This is a genomic window from Mesorhizobium loti, assembly GCF_013170705.1.
Classification (GTDB): Bacteria; Pseudomonadota; Alphaproteobacteria; order Rhizobiales; family Rhizobiaceae; genus Mesorhizobium; species Mesorhizobium loti_D.
The window spans coordinates 5492509-5508680 of the sequence record NZ_CP033334.1 but is presented as its reverse complement, the minus strand read 5'-3'; the positions used below and the strand labels follow the sequence as shown (position 1 = coordinate 5508680).

Genomic DNA, 16172 nt, shown 5'->3' with positions numbered 1-16172 from the left:
GGCAGCATGGCGCTTTCCGTGCCCGCCATCATGAGGACGACGGCAGCGCGGCTCTCGGCGCTCTACCTTCTGCTCTTCGCGCTCTGCGCCGTGCTGCTTGTCTTCTACATGACCTCGCTGTCGGCGCGCATGCTGACGTCGCAGACACAGGAGACCATCAACGACGAAGTGCTCGGTCTTGCCCGGGCCTATCAGCGCGGTGGCCTGCCGGTTCTGGTCAGGGTGGTGGAGGCCCGATCGCGCCAGCCAGGCGCCAATCTCTATCTGATCGCCGACGCCAATGGCCAGATCCTGACCGGCAACGTGCAGAGCCTCGAACCGGGGGTGATCGACACCGAGGGCTGGACGACCGAGCCGTTCTCCTACAAACGCTTTGGAGAAGGCGAGCTTGACCGCCTGCGCAGCGGAACGACCGACCAGGCGACCCCTCCCGCAACTGGTGACAACGCGGCGCAGCAGACCGAAGGCGCGCAGGGCCACAACGCCATTGCACTGGTGCTGCGGCTGCCCAACCAGATGATCATGCTGGTCGGCCGCGACCTTGGCGAACCGGAACGTTTCCGCGCCGTCATCCGCCGTGCGCTGACGCTTGCGCTTGGCATGATGGGCCTGGGCGGCCTCCTGATCTGGTTCTTTGTCGGCCGAGCCGCGCTCAAGCGAATCGACAGCGTTTCGGAGGCCAGCCGCCGCATCATGGGCGGTGACCTGTCGGGCCGGCTGCCGGTGACCGGCGCCGGTGATGAGTTCGACCGGCTTTCGGAAAACCTCAACTCCATGCTGGCCAGGATCGCGACGCTCAACGAAGGCCTGAAGCAGGTTTCCGACAACATCGCGCATGACCTGAAGACGCCGCTGACCCGGCTGCGCAACCGGGCCGAAGCGACGCTTTCCGGCAAGCACAAGCCCGCCGATTATCGCCAGGCGCTGGAAGGCACCATCGCCGAGTCCGACCAACTGATAAAGACCTTCAACGCCATCCTGATGATCTCCCGTCTGGAGGCAGGATATTCGTCCGAACACACCACCCGTGTCGATCTGGCGGCGGCGGTTCGTGATGTCGTCGAACTCTATGAGCCGGTGGCGGAAGAAGCTGGCGTTTCGCTCGAAGCCGAGACGAACGGCGCTTTTCTCGTCGACGGCAACCGCGAGTTGATCGGCCAGGCATTGTCCAACATCGTCGATAACGCCATCAAATATTCGTCGGATTCCACCTCCAGGCCGGCGGTTCGTGTGACGCTCGAGCGGACGCATGGCGAGATCAGGCTTTGTGTCGCAGATAACGGCCAGGGCATTCCGGACGATGCCGATCGCGCCCGGGCGACCGAACGTTTCGTGCGGCTGGAGAAGAGCCGTTCGCAGCCCGGTTCCGGACTTGGCCTCAGCCTTGCCAAGGCGGTCATGACTTTCCATTACGGGCGGCTTGATCTCCTGCCTGGCAATCCAGGACTATCCGTGGTCATGAGTTTCCCCGCACGGGAGGATCACTGATGGCTGCGGTCGCGAAACGGACGGTCACGGGCTGGCTGCTGAAGCCGGCGGTTAGGCTTGCCCCTCTCGATGATGGCCAGGCGCGACAGGAATTGGCCGACATTGTCGCGGCGGCACGCGAAGAAGGGCTGACAAGGCTGGCCAAATTCCTGACCGCCGAGGGGGAGGGCCAGGATTTCCTGGCTGCTGCCTTCGACCTCTCGCCGTTTTTGCGCGATACGGCGCGTCGCCGGCCGCAGATCCTGGATGCTCTTTTCGACCAGCCGGTCGAGGCCCGCCTGAAAGCGATCACCGACGCGATCGACCAGGCGCCACTGGCCGAGACAGTTTCCGAATCCAGCCTGATGATGGAACTGCGCCAGTGCAAGGCCGAGGCGCATTTCCTGATCGCGCTGGCCGATCTCGCCGGGGAGGCGGAAACGTCGCTGACGGTGCGGCGGCTGAGTGATCTTGCCGACGCATGCACCCGTGCGGCCGTCGATTTCCTGCTGCGCGACGCGCACGGCCAGGGCAAGCTCAGACTGCCTGATCTGGACAACCCCTCGCGGCAATCGGGTTGGATCCTGCTCGGCATGGGCAAGCTCGGCGCGCATGAGCTGAATTTCTCCTCCGACATCGATCTTGTCGTTTTCTTCGATCCGGAAGCGCCCGCCCTCGTCGATCCTCTCGACGCCACCGAGCTGTTTTCGCGGCTGACGCGACGGCTGGTGCGCATCCTGCAGGACCGCACCGAACACGGCTATGTCTTCCGAACCGATCTGAGGCTGCGCCCCGATCCCGGTTCGACCCCACTGGCGATCCCGGTCGAAGCCGCGCTGCGCTACTACGAAGCGCGTGGCCAGAACTGGGAACGCGCGGCGATGATCAAGGCGCGTCCGGTGGCCGGCGATCTGGCCGCGGGCGCCGCCTTTCTCAAGGAACTGCAGCCCTACATCTGGCGCAAATACATGGACTACGCGGCGATTGCCGATGTCCACTCGATCAAGCGCCAGATCCATGCTCACAAAGGGCACGGCGAGATCGCGGTGAAGGGACACAACGTCAAGCTCGGCCGTGGTGGCATCCGCGAAATCGAGTTCTTCGTCCAGACCCAGCAACTCATCGCCGGCGGCCGCTTTCCGGAACTGCGCGGCCGCGAAACCGTGCCGATGCTCGGCCAGCTTGCCGCACGCGGCTGGATCACCGCCGATGCGCGTGATGCGCTCGCCAGCCAATACTGGTTCTTGCGCCGTGTCGAACACGCCATCCAGATGGTGGCCGACGAGCAGACGCATACACTGCCGGAAGACGATGAGGGACTTGAGCGGATCGCCCATATGCTGGGCTTTGCCGATGCGGCTGCCTTTTCCCTGGCGTTCCGCGCCTCGCTCCAGCAGGTCGAACGCCACTATGCGGCGCTGTTCGAAACGGCACCCGAGCTTTCGGCGGGTATCGGCAATTTGGTTTTCACCGGCGATGTCGACGACCCCGACACACTGCAGACCTTGCACGGTCTCGGCTTCCAGCGGCCGAGCGACATCTGCCGTGTCATCCGCGGTTGGCACTTCGGGCGCTACCGCGTCACCCAGTCGGCGGAGGCGCGCGAGCGGCTGACGGAATTGACGCCGGCCTTGCTCAAGGCCTTCGGCCAGACGCGCCGGGCGGACGAAGCCTTGATCCGTTTCGACGAATTCCTTGCCGGCCTGCCTGCGGGCATCCAGCTGTTCTCGCTGCTGCAGTCCAACCCGGCACTGCTCAAGCTGATGGCGACGATCATGGGTGCGGCGCCCCGGCTTGCGGCGATCATCACGCGCCGGCCGCATGTGTTCGACGGCCTGCTCGACCCCGCTCTTCTCAGCGAACTGCCTGACCGCGCCTATCTCTCGGCACGTCTTTCCGCCTTCCTCGAAGGTGACAGGGTCTATGAGGAGGTGCTCGACCGGTTGCGCATCTTTGCCTCGGAACAAAAGTTCCTGATCGGGGTGCGGCTGCTCGCCGGTTCAATCGATCCGGCCCGGGCCGGCCGCGCCTTTTCCGATCTCGCCGATCTCACCATCGAGGCTGCCCTGCAGGCGGTGACCGCCGAATTCTCGGCGCGCCACGGCACGATCGCGGGCGGTGTGGTTTCGCTGCTCGGCATGGGCAAGCTCGGCAGCCGCGAATTGACCGCGGGGTCGGATGTCGATCTCATCCTGCTCTACGACCATGACGCGAACGCCGAGGATTCCGACGGCGACAAGCCGCTGGCGCCTTCCCACTACTACACCCGAATGACGCAGCGGCTGATCTCGGCGGTATCGGCGCCGACGGCGGAAGGGGTGCTCTACGAACTCGACCTGCGGCTGCGGCCGTCCGGCAACAAGGGGCCGGTGGCCACCCATATCGATGCCTTCAAGAAATATCAGCGCCAGGAGGCCTGGACCTGGGAACACATGGCGCTGTCGCGGGCGCGCGCCATTGGCGGCGACGCCGGCCTGTGCGCCGAGGTCGAAGCGGAAGTTGCCGCCGTCCTTGGCCAGCCGCGCGACGCGGCGAAGGTTAAGACCGAGGCCGCGGATATGCGCTCCATGATCGAGAAGGAGAAGCCGGCGCGTGATCTCTGGGACATCAAGCTCATCCCCGGCGGGCTGATCGATCTCGAGTTCATCGCTCAGGTGGCTGTCATCACCGGGCAGGTCGAGGCCGGGCCGCGTTTCACCGGTACGGCCGAGATCTTGTCCCGCCTCGCGCCTGGCTTCGCCGATGCCGGCGTCAGGCAGGAGCTTGGTGCCGCCTTCGCACTTTATCTGGCGCTGACCCAGATGACCCGGCTTTGTCTCACCGGACCGTTCGAGCGCGACGACGTTCCTCCAGGGCTTTCGGATCTGCTGCTGGCGGTTACCGACCTGCCGGATTTCGGCGTGCTGGAAGCCCACCTCAAGGAAACGTCGCAACAGGTCAGGAAGGACTTTGACCTTTTGCTTCGTGCCGGACGACCGTGAAGTAGCCGTCGAAGCATCGGACCCAAAAAGACCGGTTTGGGAAGATCCGATGCTCGAACAAAGAGATGGAGCGGCAACAGGATCGAAGATCCGCCGCTCTCGCATCGGGGGTGACGATGCAACAGGAGAAGACCATGAGAAAGTCAACCAAGCTTGCCCTTGCCTTCGCGGCACTTGCCGGCGCCGTCGGCACCACAGCCTACGCCGAAAACAATGCCAGCGCGAAAATGCGCGACAGCATGATGGCCCGCCTCGACAAGGCGATGAGCGACTCAGACGGCGCCATCACCTTCGACCAGTTCTCCGACGCCATGAACGTGCGGCTGAAGAAGCTCGTTGCCGCCAATGGCGGCAAGCTGACCGTCGCCCAACTGGCCGACGCGCTGGAGAAGGCGCGCTTCGAGCGCATGGCCAGGCGCATCATCGCCCGCTACGACACCAGGGGCGACGGCACGCTGACCACGGATGACATCACCGGTCGAGAGAAGAAAGTGTTCGCCATGCTCGACAAGAACAATGACGGCAAGATCGAGAAGAGCGAGCTGCCGAAGGGCGGGCGCTTTGGTCGGCAATCGGATGACGACGACAGCGTCCGATAAGATCGCTTGATCCAGGCTCCAGCGGCATCGCTCGGAGCCTGCTGCTTCAAGCCGCGGCTTTCACCGCCGCCGGCGCCTTCTTCACCGGAATGCGCACCGACACAATCGTGCCGACACCTTCGGTCGAACGGATCTTCAGCGCGCCGCCCTGGAGCTCGGCCAGCGAGCGCGAGATGGCGAGGCCAAGGCCTGATCCGGCATGGTTCTTGGAAAACTGGTTCTGCACCTGTTCGAAGGGCCGCCCGAGCTTGCCGAGCGCCTCCTTCGGGATGCCGCAGCCATTGTCCTCGATGGTCAGCACCAGGGCTCCCGATGTGTTGCGGGCCCTGACCGATATGTGGCCGCCCTGGCCGGTGAACTTCACCGCGTTGGACAGGAGGTTGATGACGATCTGCTTGATCGCGCGGCGGTCGGCGAACAAGGTCAGCGCGTCGGCGATGCGTGTTTCCACGGTGATCGCCTTTTGCGCGGCCTGCAGCGAGACGACGCGCACCGTCTCGCTGATCAACGGGCCGAGGTCGATCTGTTCCTGGTCCAGCGAGAACTGGCCGGCTTCGATCTTGGACATGTCGAGAATATCGTTGATGACGCCGAGCAGATATTTGCCGCTGCTGTTGATGTCGGTGGCGTACTCTTCGTAGCGCTCCGACCCCAGCGGGCCGAACAGCCCCTGTTCCATCAATTCGGAGAAGCCGATGATGGCGTTCAGCGGTGTACGCAATTCATGCGACATGTTGGCCAGGAATTCGGATTTGGCCCGGTTCGCCGCTTCGGCGCGCTCGGTTTCCTTCATGTATTTGCGGTTGAGGTCGACCAGTTCACGAGACCGTTCCTCCTCGGCCCGGCGGGCGAGGCTGAGATCATGGATCGTCGCCATCAGCCGGCGTTCGCTGTCGACCAGCTTCTCCTGATGCAGCTTGATCTGGGTGATGTCGGAGCCGACAGAGACGATGCCGCCATCCCTGGTCTTGAGTTCGTTGACCTGCAGCCAGCGGCCGTCTGACAACTGCCGCTCGAAAGTGGCGCCGCCTTGTGGACCATTGGTGTTGGCGAGCCTGCGCTCGGAAGCAAAAGCCAGCATCCGCTCTTCCAGGGAAGCGCGCGTCACGCCTGGCATTACGTCGCGATCCGAGAGCCCGTTGTCCTGCTGGTACTTGGAGTTGCACATGATCAGCCGCTGCGTCGAATCCCACAGCACGAAGGATTCGTTGATGTTCTCGATCGCGGTCCTGAGGCGAAGGTCGGCCGCCTCGGACCGCAGTGCCAGATGGCGCTGCTCGGTGACGTCGACGGCAATGCCGATCAGCTGGATTTCCGGTGCTTCCGGATCCATGACCTGTGCGCGAGCGCGCATCCACACCCATTGGCCATCGGCATGCCGCATCCGGAACACCTGGTCGATGTGGTCGATCTCGCGGGCGACAATTCTGTTGGCGAGTTCGAACAGGTCGCCGTCCTCGGGATGGATGATCTCGTCGACCTCTCCGAAGGACAGCATCGTCTCGCACGGCTCGTAGCCCAGCATGTCGTACATCGAGCGCGACCAGTACATCTTGCCGCGCACCATGTCCCAGTCCCACAGGCCGCAGCGGCCGCGCACCAGCGCCATGTCGATGCGCTGGTGCGCTTCGAGGTAGATGCGGTCGGCGGACTGCGCGCGCGACGCCTGCCCGAAATAGGCATAGAGGATGATGATCAGTACGCCGGCCGTCAGCACGAACAGGGTGACGTTGAGCGAGACGGTCTTGCGCCATGTGTCGAAGACCGCTTCCTGCGGCACCAGAGCCGCCGCTGCTCCCTTCCGGTCCTTGGCGACGCTGACCGCGGCATACCAGTCCTGGCCGCCGATATTGACCTCCATGACGCCGGCGCGGTCGCCGAACATGAACAGGGGCTGGCCGCCTTGGACGAGGCCGTCGAGCGAATGCCCTTGCCAGGGGACCGAGCGCGGTGTCACCGCGGTGATCTTGAAGGCGGTGTCGGTGATGACGAGCACATGGCTGCGGCCCATTGCGCCCTGACGGCTGGTGGTCTCCAGCAAGTCCTGGATGGCGCCGGGCAGGGTGTCCGAGGTGGTGGCAAGCGAACTGGCCAGCTGACCCGCCGCCAGTGTCAGGATCGCCTTGGCATCACGCTCGACGTCGTCGCGCTCGTTCATCAGCGACAGCATGCGCAGCGCCGCGATGACGAGCAGGAAGATGATGATGAGGGCCGGTATCGACCGGCGCAGCAGCGGTTCGGCGGCCAGAAGCCGCTTGTAGGCCGGTTCGGCGATGAGCCGCGTATTCCCGGCAAGGCCGTCGCCGCGCGTCTCGCGACGCGCAAAAGCCATCCCACCGGGCGCGCCCCACGCGTCCGCCTTCGCCATAAATGGCACTCCCCGAATTTGCCTATGCTGCTTTGTGATCCGGCAAACGCCGCACTTCCGAATCGTCAGTAAAGAATCAAAGGTGATTCGCCTTGTCCAGTGGTCCGGCGAAAAAAGATTAAAAATCGACTAAAATAATCGGTTTTGGAGGCGCCCGTGCCTCGGCCCCTCCCGCTCGGGAGAAGGCCGAGGGAATCTAGGCCAGCGTGCGCTCGACAATATCGCGCAGATCCGCCGACAGGTTTTCGGCATTGGCGATCGAAAGCAGGGCTTCCCTGGCCTTGGCCTGCCGGCCCGGTTCGAGCGAACGCCATGACCTCAGTGCCGTCGCCAGCCTTGCCGCCACTTGCGGATTGCGCTTTTCGACCTCGAGCACCGTTTGCGCGAAGAACCGGTAGCCTTCGCCGTCGGGGCGATGGAAGCCGGTTTGGTTTGCGCTGGAGAAAGTGCCGATCAGCGAGCGTACCCGGTTAGGGTTTGCCATCGAGAAGCCTGCGTGAGCAGTCAGGGCGCGAACTGTGTCGACAGCCTGCGGCCCCGGTACGCTGGCCTGGATCTGGAACCATTTGTCCATGACCAGCGGGTCGGACGCATAGGTCTTTTCGAAAGCCGCCAGCGCTTTGTTTGTCTCCGGCGAACCATGGTGACGATGCGCGAGCACGGCAAGCGCGGCCGCCCGATCGGTCATGTTGGTGGCGGACTGGAAATGTCCGGCGGCAAGTGCCGCGCCGCCCGGCAGCAGCGAGAGATAGTCCAAAAGGACGTTGCGCAGGGCGCGGCGTCCGGCGCTTGTCGCATCCGGGCTGAACGCGGCCGTGTCCGCGAGGCGATCATACAGTTGCGCGAAGGGTTCCCGGTTCGCCCTGGCGATCGCCAGCGCAAGAGCCTGTCGAGCCGTGTGGATGGCGTCGGGATCGATGTTCTTGCCGATGTCGCGGGCGATGTCGGCATCGCCAGGCAGCGACAGCGCCAGCGCCCGGTAGGCGGGCTCAAGTGCCTCGTTGGCGGCGATGCGGCCGGCAAGCTCGGTCAGCCGGGGCGTGAAGTCGGGCTGCTTGCCGCCAAGGATCTCGCGGAAAGCGGCGATCAGCGCATCGGTGAGGAGCGTATTGAAGGCTTGCCAGCGCGAGAAGGCGTCACTGTCATGGCGTGCAAGGAAGAACTGATCGTCGGCCTTCTGCTCGACAGACAGCGTCACCGGCGCCGAAAAGCCGCGGTTGAGCGACACGGCCGGACGTTCGGCAACGCCTGAAAAGCGCACCATGTGGCGGCGCTTGCGGACATGGATGACGCCATCCTCGACGCTGGCGCCCTCGACTCCGCTATACGCCACAGGCTTGCCGCCAGCGCCGATCAGGCCAAAGGCGAGCGGTATATGCATCAGCCGCTTGCGGCTTTCGGAGGGTGTGGGCGGCACCGACTGCTCGATCTCGAGCGTGAACTCCCGCGCGGCCGGATTGTGCGTCGTACTGATCGTCAGATTGGGCGTGCCCGCCTGATGGTACCAGAGCGCGAACTGCGACAGGTCGCGGCCCGACGCATCCTCGAACACCTTGATGAAATCCTCGATCGTGGCCGCTTCGCCGTCATGCCGCTCGAAATAGAGGTCCATGCCGGCGCGAAAGGCTTCCGTCCCGAGGATGGTGCGGATCATGCGCACCACTTCGGACCCCTTTTCGTAAACGGTCGCCGTGTAGAAATTGTTGATCTCGCGGTAGCGGCGCGGCCGCACCGGATGCGCCAGCGGACCCTGGTCCTCGGGAAACTGGTGGGCGCGCAGCGTGCGCACTTCGGCGATGCGCTTGACCGCGCGCGAGCGCTGGTCGGCGGAGAATTCGTGGTCGCGGAAAACCGTCAGCCCTTCCTTCAGGCAAAGCTGGAACCAGTCTCGGCAAGTGATTCTGTTGCCTGTCCAATTGTGGAAATATTCATGCGCGATGATCGCCTCGATATTGGCGAAATCGGCGTCCGTCGCGGTCTCCTGATCGGCCAGCACATATTTGTCGTTGAAGATGTTGAGGCCCTTGTTCTCCATCGCGCCCATGTTGAAGTCGGACACGGCGACGATGTTGAAGACGTCGAGGTCGTATTCGCGACCGAATGCCTCCTCGTCCCATCGCATCGACCGCTTCAGCGCGTCCATCGCGTAGCCGGCGAGCTTCTCCTTGCCGGGCTCGACATAGATGCCGAGTTCGACCTCTCGACCGGACGTGGTGACAAAACTGTCGGCGACCTGGCCGAGATTGCCGGCCACCAGCGCGAACAGATAGGACGGCTTGGGGAAGGGGTCGTGCCATTCGGCATAGTGCCAGCCGTCGCCGAGATCGCCCTTGTCGACCGGATTGCCGTTGGAAAGGAGCAGTGCTGCCTCGTCGCGCAGAGCCTCGATCCGCACGGTGTAGACGGACAGGATATCGGGCCGATCCAGGAAGTAGGTGATGCGGCGGAAGCCCTCGGCCTCGCATTGCGTGCAATAGACGTTGTTCGAGCGATAGAGACCCATCAGGGCTTCGTTGCCAGCCGGCGCCAGTTCGGTTTCGATGAGCAGATGGAAGCGGCGCGTGGCCGGCGGTTTGAGAATGGTGAGTTGGTCAGGTGTCACCAGCAGGTCCGCCGGTCTTGCCAGCTTGCCGTTGATCTCGATGCGCTTGAGGATCAGCCCGTCGCCGTCGAGCACCAATGGCGCCGCCGCGGACACGCCGTCACGACGTTCGAGCGTCAGCGTTGCGGTGACGATCGTGGCCTCGGGCGCAAGGCGGAAGGTGAGGTTGGTCTGCGGAATGAGATAGTCGTTGGGGCGATAGTCTTCGAGCTTGAAGACCTGGCCGGTGTCCGTGCGCATTCCGTTGTTTTTCCTGTCGATTGCGTTGGAAGCGGACAGTTCCCGCTGTCCAAGAAATTTGAAGTCCGCGCTCTTTACACGAAACGATCCCTCGACAAAACTCAACCGACGCCTATTTCAGGCGTTCATTCTCCACATCGTCACGAGGCACCCATGACCGTCGTCACACCGAAATTCGGCATGGGCGCTTCCGTGCTGCGGCGCGAGGATGCGGCATTCATCCAGGGACAGGGCCGCTATACTGATGATATCAAGCCGGCCGGCGTCTTGCATGGCTATGTCCTGCGATCGCCGGTCGCCAAGGCAAGCTTCAGAATCGGCTCGACGGAAGCGGCTAAGCAAGCACCCGGCGTCCATCTGGTGCTGACTGGCAAGGATCTCGCTCATCTTGGCGATCTCAAGTCCGGTGTCATGCAGGCACAGCCGGACGGCACCAAGGCGCCGACGCGCGACATTCCGATCCTGTGCCGGGACCGCGTCAACTATGTCGGCGATGCCGTTGCTTTTGTGGTCGCCGACAGCCGTGCCCTGGCGCAGGACGCCGCCGAACTGATCGATGTCGACTACGACGGCGAGGACGCCGCTTCCGGCACGGCGACGGCACTTGCCGAAGGCACGCCGCTGGTCTGGCCGGAACTCGGTTCCAACCGTGCCTTCACCTACCACATGGGCGACAGCGCGAAGACGAAGGCGGCCTTCGCCAAGGCGGCTCATGTCACCCGCATCGAATTCGTCAACAACCGGCTGGTCTGCAACTATATGGAGCCGCGCTCGGCGATAGGCGAATGGAATGTCGAGGAAAACCGCCTTGTGCTGACCACCGGGTCGCAGGGCGTGCATTCCATGCAGTACATCCTGGCGAGCCTGTTCAAGATCAAGAAGGACCGGCTGCGCGTCATCACGCCCGATGTCGGCGGCGGGTTCGGGCCGAAGAGCTTCGTCTACCGGGAATATCCGTTGGTGCTCGAGGCCGCTAAGCGGCTCGGCCGCCCGGTGAAATGGGCCTGCGACCGTACCGAACATTTCCTCACCGACGCGCAAGGCCGCGACAACGCCGTTACGGCTGAAATGGCCATGGACAAGGATGGCCGCTTCCTCGGCATGAAGGTCGCGCTGCTCGCCAATATCGGCGCCTATGTCTCGCAATACGGCCCGTTCATCCCCTATATCGGCGTCACCATGTCGACCGGCGTCTATGACATCCAGGCGCTCGATGTTTCGGTGACCGGTCTCTACACCAACACCTGCCCGGTCGACGCCTATCGCGGCGCCGGCCGGCCCGAAGCGGCGTTCTTGCTGGAAAAGCTGGTCGATGCCTGCGCCCATGATCTCGGCCTGCCTGTCGACGAAATCCGCCGCCGCAACTTCATCCGACCCGAGCAATTCCCTTATCGCACGCAGACCGGCCGCCTGTACGACAATGGTGAATTCGAAGGCCATATGGACCGCGCCATCGAACGGTCCGGTTGGAAGACGTTTGCGCAGCGGCTGGAGCAGTCGAAGAGCGCCGGCAAGATCCGCGGCATCGGCATGGCGACCTATATCGAGGCTTGCGCCTTCCCGGGCTCCGAACCCGCCTTTGTCGAACTCAACGGCGACGGCACGGTGACGCTCAAGATCGGCACCCAGACGAACGGCCAAGGGCATGCCACCGCCTATGCACAGTTCCTGTCGGAAAAGCTCAATCTCGACATCGACAAGATCCATGTCCGCCAGGGCGACACCGACGAATTGAAGTCGGGCGGCGGTACCGGCGGCTCTCGGTCCATTCCATTGGGAGGTGTATCGGCTTCCCGCGCGGGCGAGGACCTTGCCAACAAGATCAAGCGCATCGCGGCCGACGAGCTGGAAGCCTCGGCCGGCGATATCGAACTGGCCGATGGGGTTGCCCGCATCGTCGGTACCGACCGCGCGATCGATTTTTCCAGCATCGCCAAGGCCGCGAAAAACCCTGATGATCTCAAGGGTTTCGGCGAGTTCGTCCAGGACGAGTGCACCTATCCGAACGGCACCCATATCTGCGAGGTCGAGATCGACCCCGACACCGGCACGACCGACATCGTGCGTTATACGATCGTCGACGATTTCGGTGTTACCGTGAATCCGATCCTGCTCGCCGGCCAGGTCCATGGCGGCGTCGTGCAAGGCATCGGCCAGGCGCTGACCGAGGAAACCATCTATGGCGAGGACGGACAGTTGCTGACGGCGAGCTTCATGGACTACGCCATGCCGCGCGCCGACAATTTTCCGTTCTTCTATTTCGAGACCCGCAACGTGCCGTCGACCACCAATGCGCTGGGCATCAAGGGCGCGGGCGAGGCCGGCACGATCGGTTCGACGCCGGCCGCGCTCAACGCGGTGACCGACGCGCTGTGGCGTGCGTACGGCATCCGGCATATCGAGATGCCGGCGACGCCGGCGCGTATCTGGGCCGCGATCAGGGGTGCATCGCCAACGTGACATCAGGGGCGGGGGCGGAACCAGGAACGACGGGCGGCCACGGTACGCTGAGGGGCATCGCGCTCAAGATCGTCTCGGTGGCGGTTTTTGTCGGCATGCAAACCTGTATCAAGGCGGCCGGCGACGTGCCGGCCGGGCAGATCGTGTTCTTCCGCTCCTTCTTCGCCATCTTCCCGATCATTGCCTTCTTGGCATTGAAAGGGCATCTGGCGACGGCATTCGTCACCAAACGTCCCTTCAACCACGTCGCGCGCGGCGTCGTCGGCGTCGGTGCCATGGGACTTGGCTTTTTCGCGCTCACCCGGTTGCCGCTGCCGGAGGCGATCACCCTGAACTATGCGCAGCCGCTGCTGGTCGTGGTGTTCTCTTCGGTCTTCCTCGGCGAGACTATCCGTGTCTATCGCTGGAGCGCTGTCGCCGTCGGCCTCATTGGCGTGCTCATCATCTCCTGGCCGGAACTGACCCTGCTCAATTCGGATGAAGCGCTCGACGACCAGGAGGTCCTGGGCGTCATGGCCGCGCTGGTGGCCGCGGCCATCTCGGCTGTCGCCATGCTGCTTGTGCGCAATCTCGTGCAGACGGAGAAGACGGCGACCATCGTTTTGTGGTTCTCGTCGACCGCGAGCGTGCTCTCGCTGCTGACGCTGCCTTTCGGCTGGCAATCGCTGACGCCAGCGCAAGCCGCGCTTCTCATCATGGCCGGCTTCTGCGGCGGCCTCGGCCAGATCCTGATGACCTCGGCCTATCGCCATGCCGAGGCGTCGGTGGTGGCACCGTTCGAATACACCTCGATGATCCTCGGCGTCGTCGTCGGCTACTTCGTTTTCGGCGACGTGACCTCGCTCAGCACGCTGGTCGGCGGCCTGATTGTTATCGCGGCCGGCATCTTCATCATCTGGCGCGAACGGCAACTGGGCCTGGAACGCAAGCGAACGCGCAAGGCGACTTTGCCTCAGGGCTGATCAGGACCGTTCGGCGCGCTCCTTGGCCAGCCGCACCAGCACGGCCCTTGTCTGCTCATCCGCCGGGAAGAAGGATTCGATCGCCAGTTCCGACAAGGTCACGTCGAGCGGTGTGCCGAACACGGTGATGGTGCTGATGAACGACAGCACCTGACCGTCATGGGCAAGCCTGAGCGGATGCACGATGGCGTTCGGCTCGACGGGTGCCGGCCGACCGCCTTTGAGGCCGGAAGGGTAGCCGCGCAACTCGCGCTCCAGTTCGACCAGCACCGGGTCGCCGGTCGCATCGTTCTGGTGCTTGAGACGCTCCAGCAGATGCGTGCGCCATTCCTGGAGGTTTACGATGCGCGGTGCGATGCCGCCCGGGTGCAGGGAAAGGCGAAGCACATTGACCGGTGGCGCCAGCAGCGAAGCCTCGCTGACATCGACAAGGAACGGAGCGATCGCGGCATTGGCCGAAACCAGGTTCCAGTGCCGGTCGACGGCCAGTGCCGGAAACGGTTCATGCGCTTTGAGCACGGTCTCGACCGCCGCCATCGCCGGCGCCAGCGTCGTGTCGGTGAGCGGCCGTTCGCCGAAGCTCGGCGCAAAGCCCGCGGCCAGCAGCAATTGATTGCGTTGCCGCAGCGGGATCGAAAGCTGCTCGGCCAGGTGCAGCACCATATCGCGCGAGGGCGCGGCGCGTCCGCTCTCGACAAAACTCAGGTGCCGCTGCGAAATCTCGGCCTCCATGGCGAGGTCGAGTTGGCTCATGCGACGTCGCGTGCGCCATTCGCGGATGAGACTGCCGGCGGAGGTTTGGGCTGATGTCATGGGGGATGGCTAGGCCGACAGGGACGGCATTTCAATTACCTGCGAGGTTATCGCCAGAGCATGATCCCGAAAAGTGGGAGTGCTTCAGTCCAACGTCATTTCGATCTAGGAGAGTGAGCGCAGCTTCGCCTTTACCTCGAGAAAATCCCGCCATGCCAGCTTCTTGTGCGCCGGCGTCCGCAACAGATAGGCCGGATGCAGCGTCGGCATGGCCGGAATGGCGGTGCCCGAGGCCGTGGTGTGGACGCGCCAGTTGCCGCGCAGCCGCAAAATGCCTTCCGAAGTGTTGAGCAAGGTCTTGGCCGACGGGCCGCCGAGATTGATCAGGACCTTGGGATTGACCAGCTCGATCTGGCGCTCGATGAACGGTCGGCAGATCTCGGTCTCGTGCGGGGTCGGCGTGCGGTTGCCAGGCGGCCGCCAGGGAATGACGTTGGCGATGTAGACCGATGTGCGGTCGAGCCCGATCGCGGCCAGCATCCGGTCGAGCAGGCGGCCCGAACGTCCGACGAAGGGCAGGCCCTCAATGTCCTCGTCGCGGCCGGGTGCTTCGCCGACCAGCATGACCGCGGCCTCCGGGTTGCCGTCGGCGAACACTAGATTCTTGGCGGTGGCCTTGAGATTGCAGCCATCGAAGGCGGCCATGTGCTGGCGTAGTTCTTCCAACGTCGAGGCGCTTGCCGCCATTTGCCGGGCGAGAGCGGCCTGCGCCTCGTCGGGTATGGCGGAGGGCATGGTGCGCGCCGGCGCATCCGGCACCTTGCTTGCATCCAACCCGGATGATGTGGCGAGCCGCTCCGGCGCCCTGTCCTCGCGAGGGGATGCCACCGGCGCCGGCGTGCGCTCCACAGGCCTCGGCGCCGCCTCGGCGAAACGGTTCACCGGGGCGTCTTCCAGCGCCTCATCGACGCCGGCGCTGGCGTAGAAGGCCAGGATGTCGGCAATATCGGTCGGGCTGTTGGGGGACGCGGCGGTCATGGGGCGCACATTCGTCCGCGTGGCTGCAATTTGCAAGGCCGGCCGCTCGACCTATCCCGTTGGGATGCGCGGATCCTGCACCAGATAGAAGGTCCAGCGCGGCGTGTAGTCGGTCATCAGGAACTCGAAGCTGGCGGTCTTCAGCGGATCGACCTTGCCGTTCTTGAACAGCAACCGGTCGTAGGGTTCGAAGTCGCGGTCGAAATCGGCGAAATTGCTGGACCAGATATTGTCGGGCGTCTTGTTGCGTTGGTCGAACGAAAGCCCGTCGCCAAACACGCTCGGCTGGTCCAGTATCTCCTGAAGCTCGAACTGGAATTCGATCCAGGCCTGGCCGCTGTTGTTGAGCACGTCGATGCGCATATACATGATGCCGTTGGCGAACTCGCCCGCCTTGCCGAATGTCTGGATCGGCTTGGTGGTGCGGATGGTCAGCGTCACCGGCGTCGCTGAATTCAGCTCTTCCGTTATGACCAGCGGATCGTCCTTGGTTCCGATGCCTGAGGCTCCGGTGATGCGGAAGCCGCCGAGCTCGTCGGAGAAGGAGTAGGCGCCCGTCGCCCAGACTTTCACCTCGTCCGCGGCGGCATGCCCTGGCGCCGACGTCAGAAGGGCCAAAAGAATCGCCCGGCAGGCCCGGCCGGGCGTGAAAACAAAGCGCGTCGAAGGAAAGCCTGCTGGCCCAGGAATGCGCATGGCGGG

The 16172-nt window shown here is 63.9% G+C and carries 10 protein-coding genes; 5 read left to right on the top strand and 5 right to left on the bottom strand.

The genetic code is table 11. The annotated features are described in order from the left end of the window. Window positions 1-6: 6 nt before the first annotated feature. From EB815_RS27190 to EB815_RS27180, 3 genes are all read left to right on the top strand, one after another. Window positions 7-1488, top strand: a complete 1482-nt coding sequence (locus EB815_RS27190) for a sensor histidine kinase (protein ID WP_056563544.1) — start codon at window positions 7-9, stop codon at window positions 1486-1488. Beyond that, window positions 1488-4448, top strand: coding sequence for a bifunctional [glutamine synthetase] adenylyltransferase/[glutamine synthetase]-adenylyl-L-tyrosine phosphorylase (locus EB815_RS27185; protein WP_056563541.1), 2961 nt, complete (start codon window positions 1488-1490; stop codon window positions 4446-4448). The genes EB815_RS27190 and EB815_RS27185 overlap by 1 nt, the downstream gene beginning before the upstream one ends. Window positions 4449-4582: 134 nt before the next feature. Next, complete coding sequence (locus tag EB815_RS27180) at window positions 4583-5047, top strand: hypothetical protein (protein ID WP_056565592.1); 465 nt, start codon at window positions 4583-4585, stop codon at window positions 5045-5047. A gap of 46 nt (window positions 5048-5093) precedes the next feature. On the opposite strand, the gene EB815_RS27175 is transcribed toward EB815_RS27180, so the two are convergent. Then, window positions 5094-7415, bottom strand: a complete 2322-nt coding sequence (locus tag EB815_RS27175; protein WP_056563539.1) for a PAS domain-containing sensor histidine kinase — start codon at window positions 7413-7415, stop codon at window positions 5094-5096. Between the two features lie 196 nt (window positions 7416-7611). Further along, window positions 7612-10257, bottom strand: a complete 2646-nt coding sequence (gene pepN / locus EB815_RS27170) for an aminopeptidase N (RefSeq protein ID WP_056563536.1) — start codon at window positions 10255-10257, stop codon at window positions 7612-7614. 153 nt (window positions 10258-10410) lie between these two features. On the opposite strand from pepN, the gene EB815_RS27165 reads away from it, so the two are divergent. Further along, window positions 10411-12717: a xanthine dehydrogenase family protein molybdopterin-binding subunit gene (locus tag EB815_RS27165; RefSeq protein ID WP_056563532.1), complete on the top strand. Its 2307-nt coding sequence runs from the start codon at window positions 10411-10413 to the stop codon at window positions 12715-12717. Continuing rightward, window positions 12714-13679 carry a DMT family transporter gene (locus EB815_RS27160; RefSeq protein WP_056563529.1) on the top strand — a complete coding sequence of 322 codons (966 nt, stop codon included), beginning with the start codon at window positions 12714-12716 and terminating at the stop codon, window positions 13677-13679. Before EB815_RS27165 ends, EB815_RS27160 begins: the two co-directional genes overlap by 4 nt. Here the strand turns inward: EB815_RS27160 and EB815_RS27155 are convergent, their stop codons facing one another. The 3 genes from EB815_RS27155 to EB815_RS27145 form a co-directional block, all read right to left on the bottom strand. Then, window positions 13680-14492: a helix-turn-helix domain-containing protein gene (locus EB815_RS27155; protein WP_056563526.1), complete on the bottom strand. Its 813-nt coding sequence runs from the start codon at window positions 14490-14492 to the stop codon at window positions 13680-13682. A gap of 105 nt (window positions 14493-14597) precedes the next feature. Beyond that, window positions 14598-15470 carry a uracil-DNA glycosylase gene (locus tag EB815_RS27150; RefSeq protein ID WP_056563524.1) on the bottom strand — a complete coding sequence of 291 codons (873 nt, stop codon included), beginning with the start codon at window positions 15468-15470 and terminating at the stop codon, window positions 14598-14600. A 51-nt stretch (window positions 15471-15521) separates the two neighbouring features. Continuing rightward, entirely contained in the window at window positions 15522-16166 is a 645-nt protein-coding gene (locus tag EB815_RS27145) for a hypothetical protein (RefSeq protein WP_081294686.1), read from the bottom strand. Window positions 16167-16172: the final 6 nt, after the last annotated feature.

What these genes read in the sequence shown, in the direction of transcription:
- EB815_RS27190 (WP_056563544.1), top strand. Translation starts at nt 7, where the DNA reads ATGGCGCTTTCCGTGCCCGCCATCATGAGGACGACGGCAGCGCGGCTC.
- EB815_RS27185 (WP_056563541.1), top strand. Translation starts at nt 1,488, where the DNA reads ATGGCTGCGGTCGCGAAACGGACGGTCACGGGCTGGCTGCTGAAGCCG.
- EB815_RS27180 (WP_056565592.1), top strand. Translation starts at nt 4,583, where the DNA reads ATGAGAAAGTCAACCAAGCTTGCCCTTGCCTTCGCGGCACTTGCCGGC.
- EB815_RS27175 (WP_056563539.1), bottom strand. Translation starts at nt 7,415, where the DNA reads ATGGCGAAGGCGGACGCGTGGGGCGCGCCCGGTGGGATGGCTTTTGCG.
- pepN (WP_056563536.1), bottom strand. Translation starts at nt 10,257, where the DNA reads ATGCGCACGGACACCGGCCAGGTCTTCAAGCTCGAAGACTATCGCCCC.
- EB815_RS27165 (WP_056563532.1), top strand. Translation starts at nt 10,411, where the DNA reads ATGACCGTCGTCACACCGAAATTCGGCATGGGCGCTTCCGTGCTGCGG.
- EB815_RS27155 (WP_056563526.1), bottom strand. Translation starts at nt 14,492, where the DNA reads ATGACATCAGCCCAAACCTCCGCCGGCAGTCTCATCCGCGAATGGCGC.
- EB815_RS27150 (WP_056563524.1), bottom strand. Translation starts at nt 15,470, where the DNA reads ATGACCGCCGCGTCCCCCAACAGCCCGACCGATATTGCCGACATCCTG.
- EB815_RS27145 (WP_081294686.1), bottom strand. Translation starts at nt 16,166, where the DNA reads ATGCGCATTCCTGGGCCAGCAGGCTTTCCTTCGACGCGCTTTGTTTTC.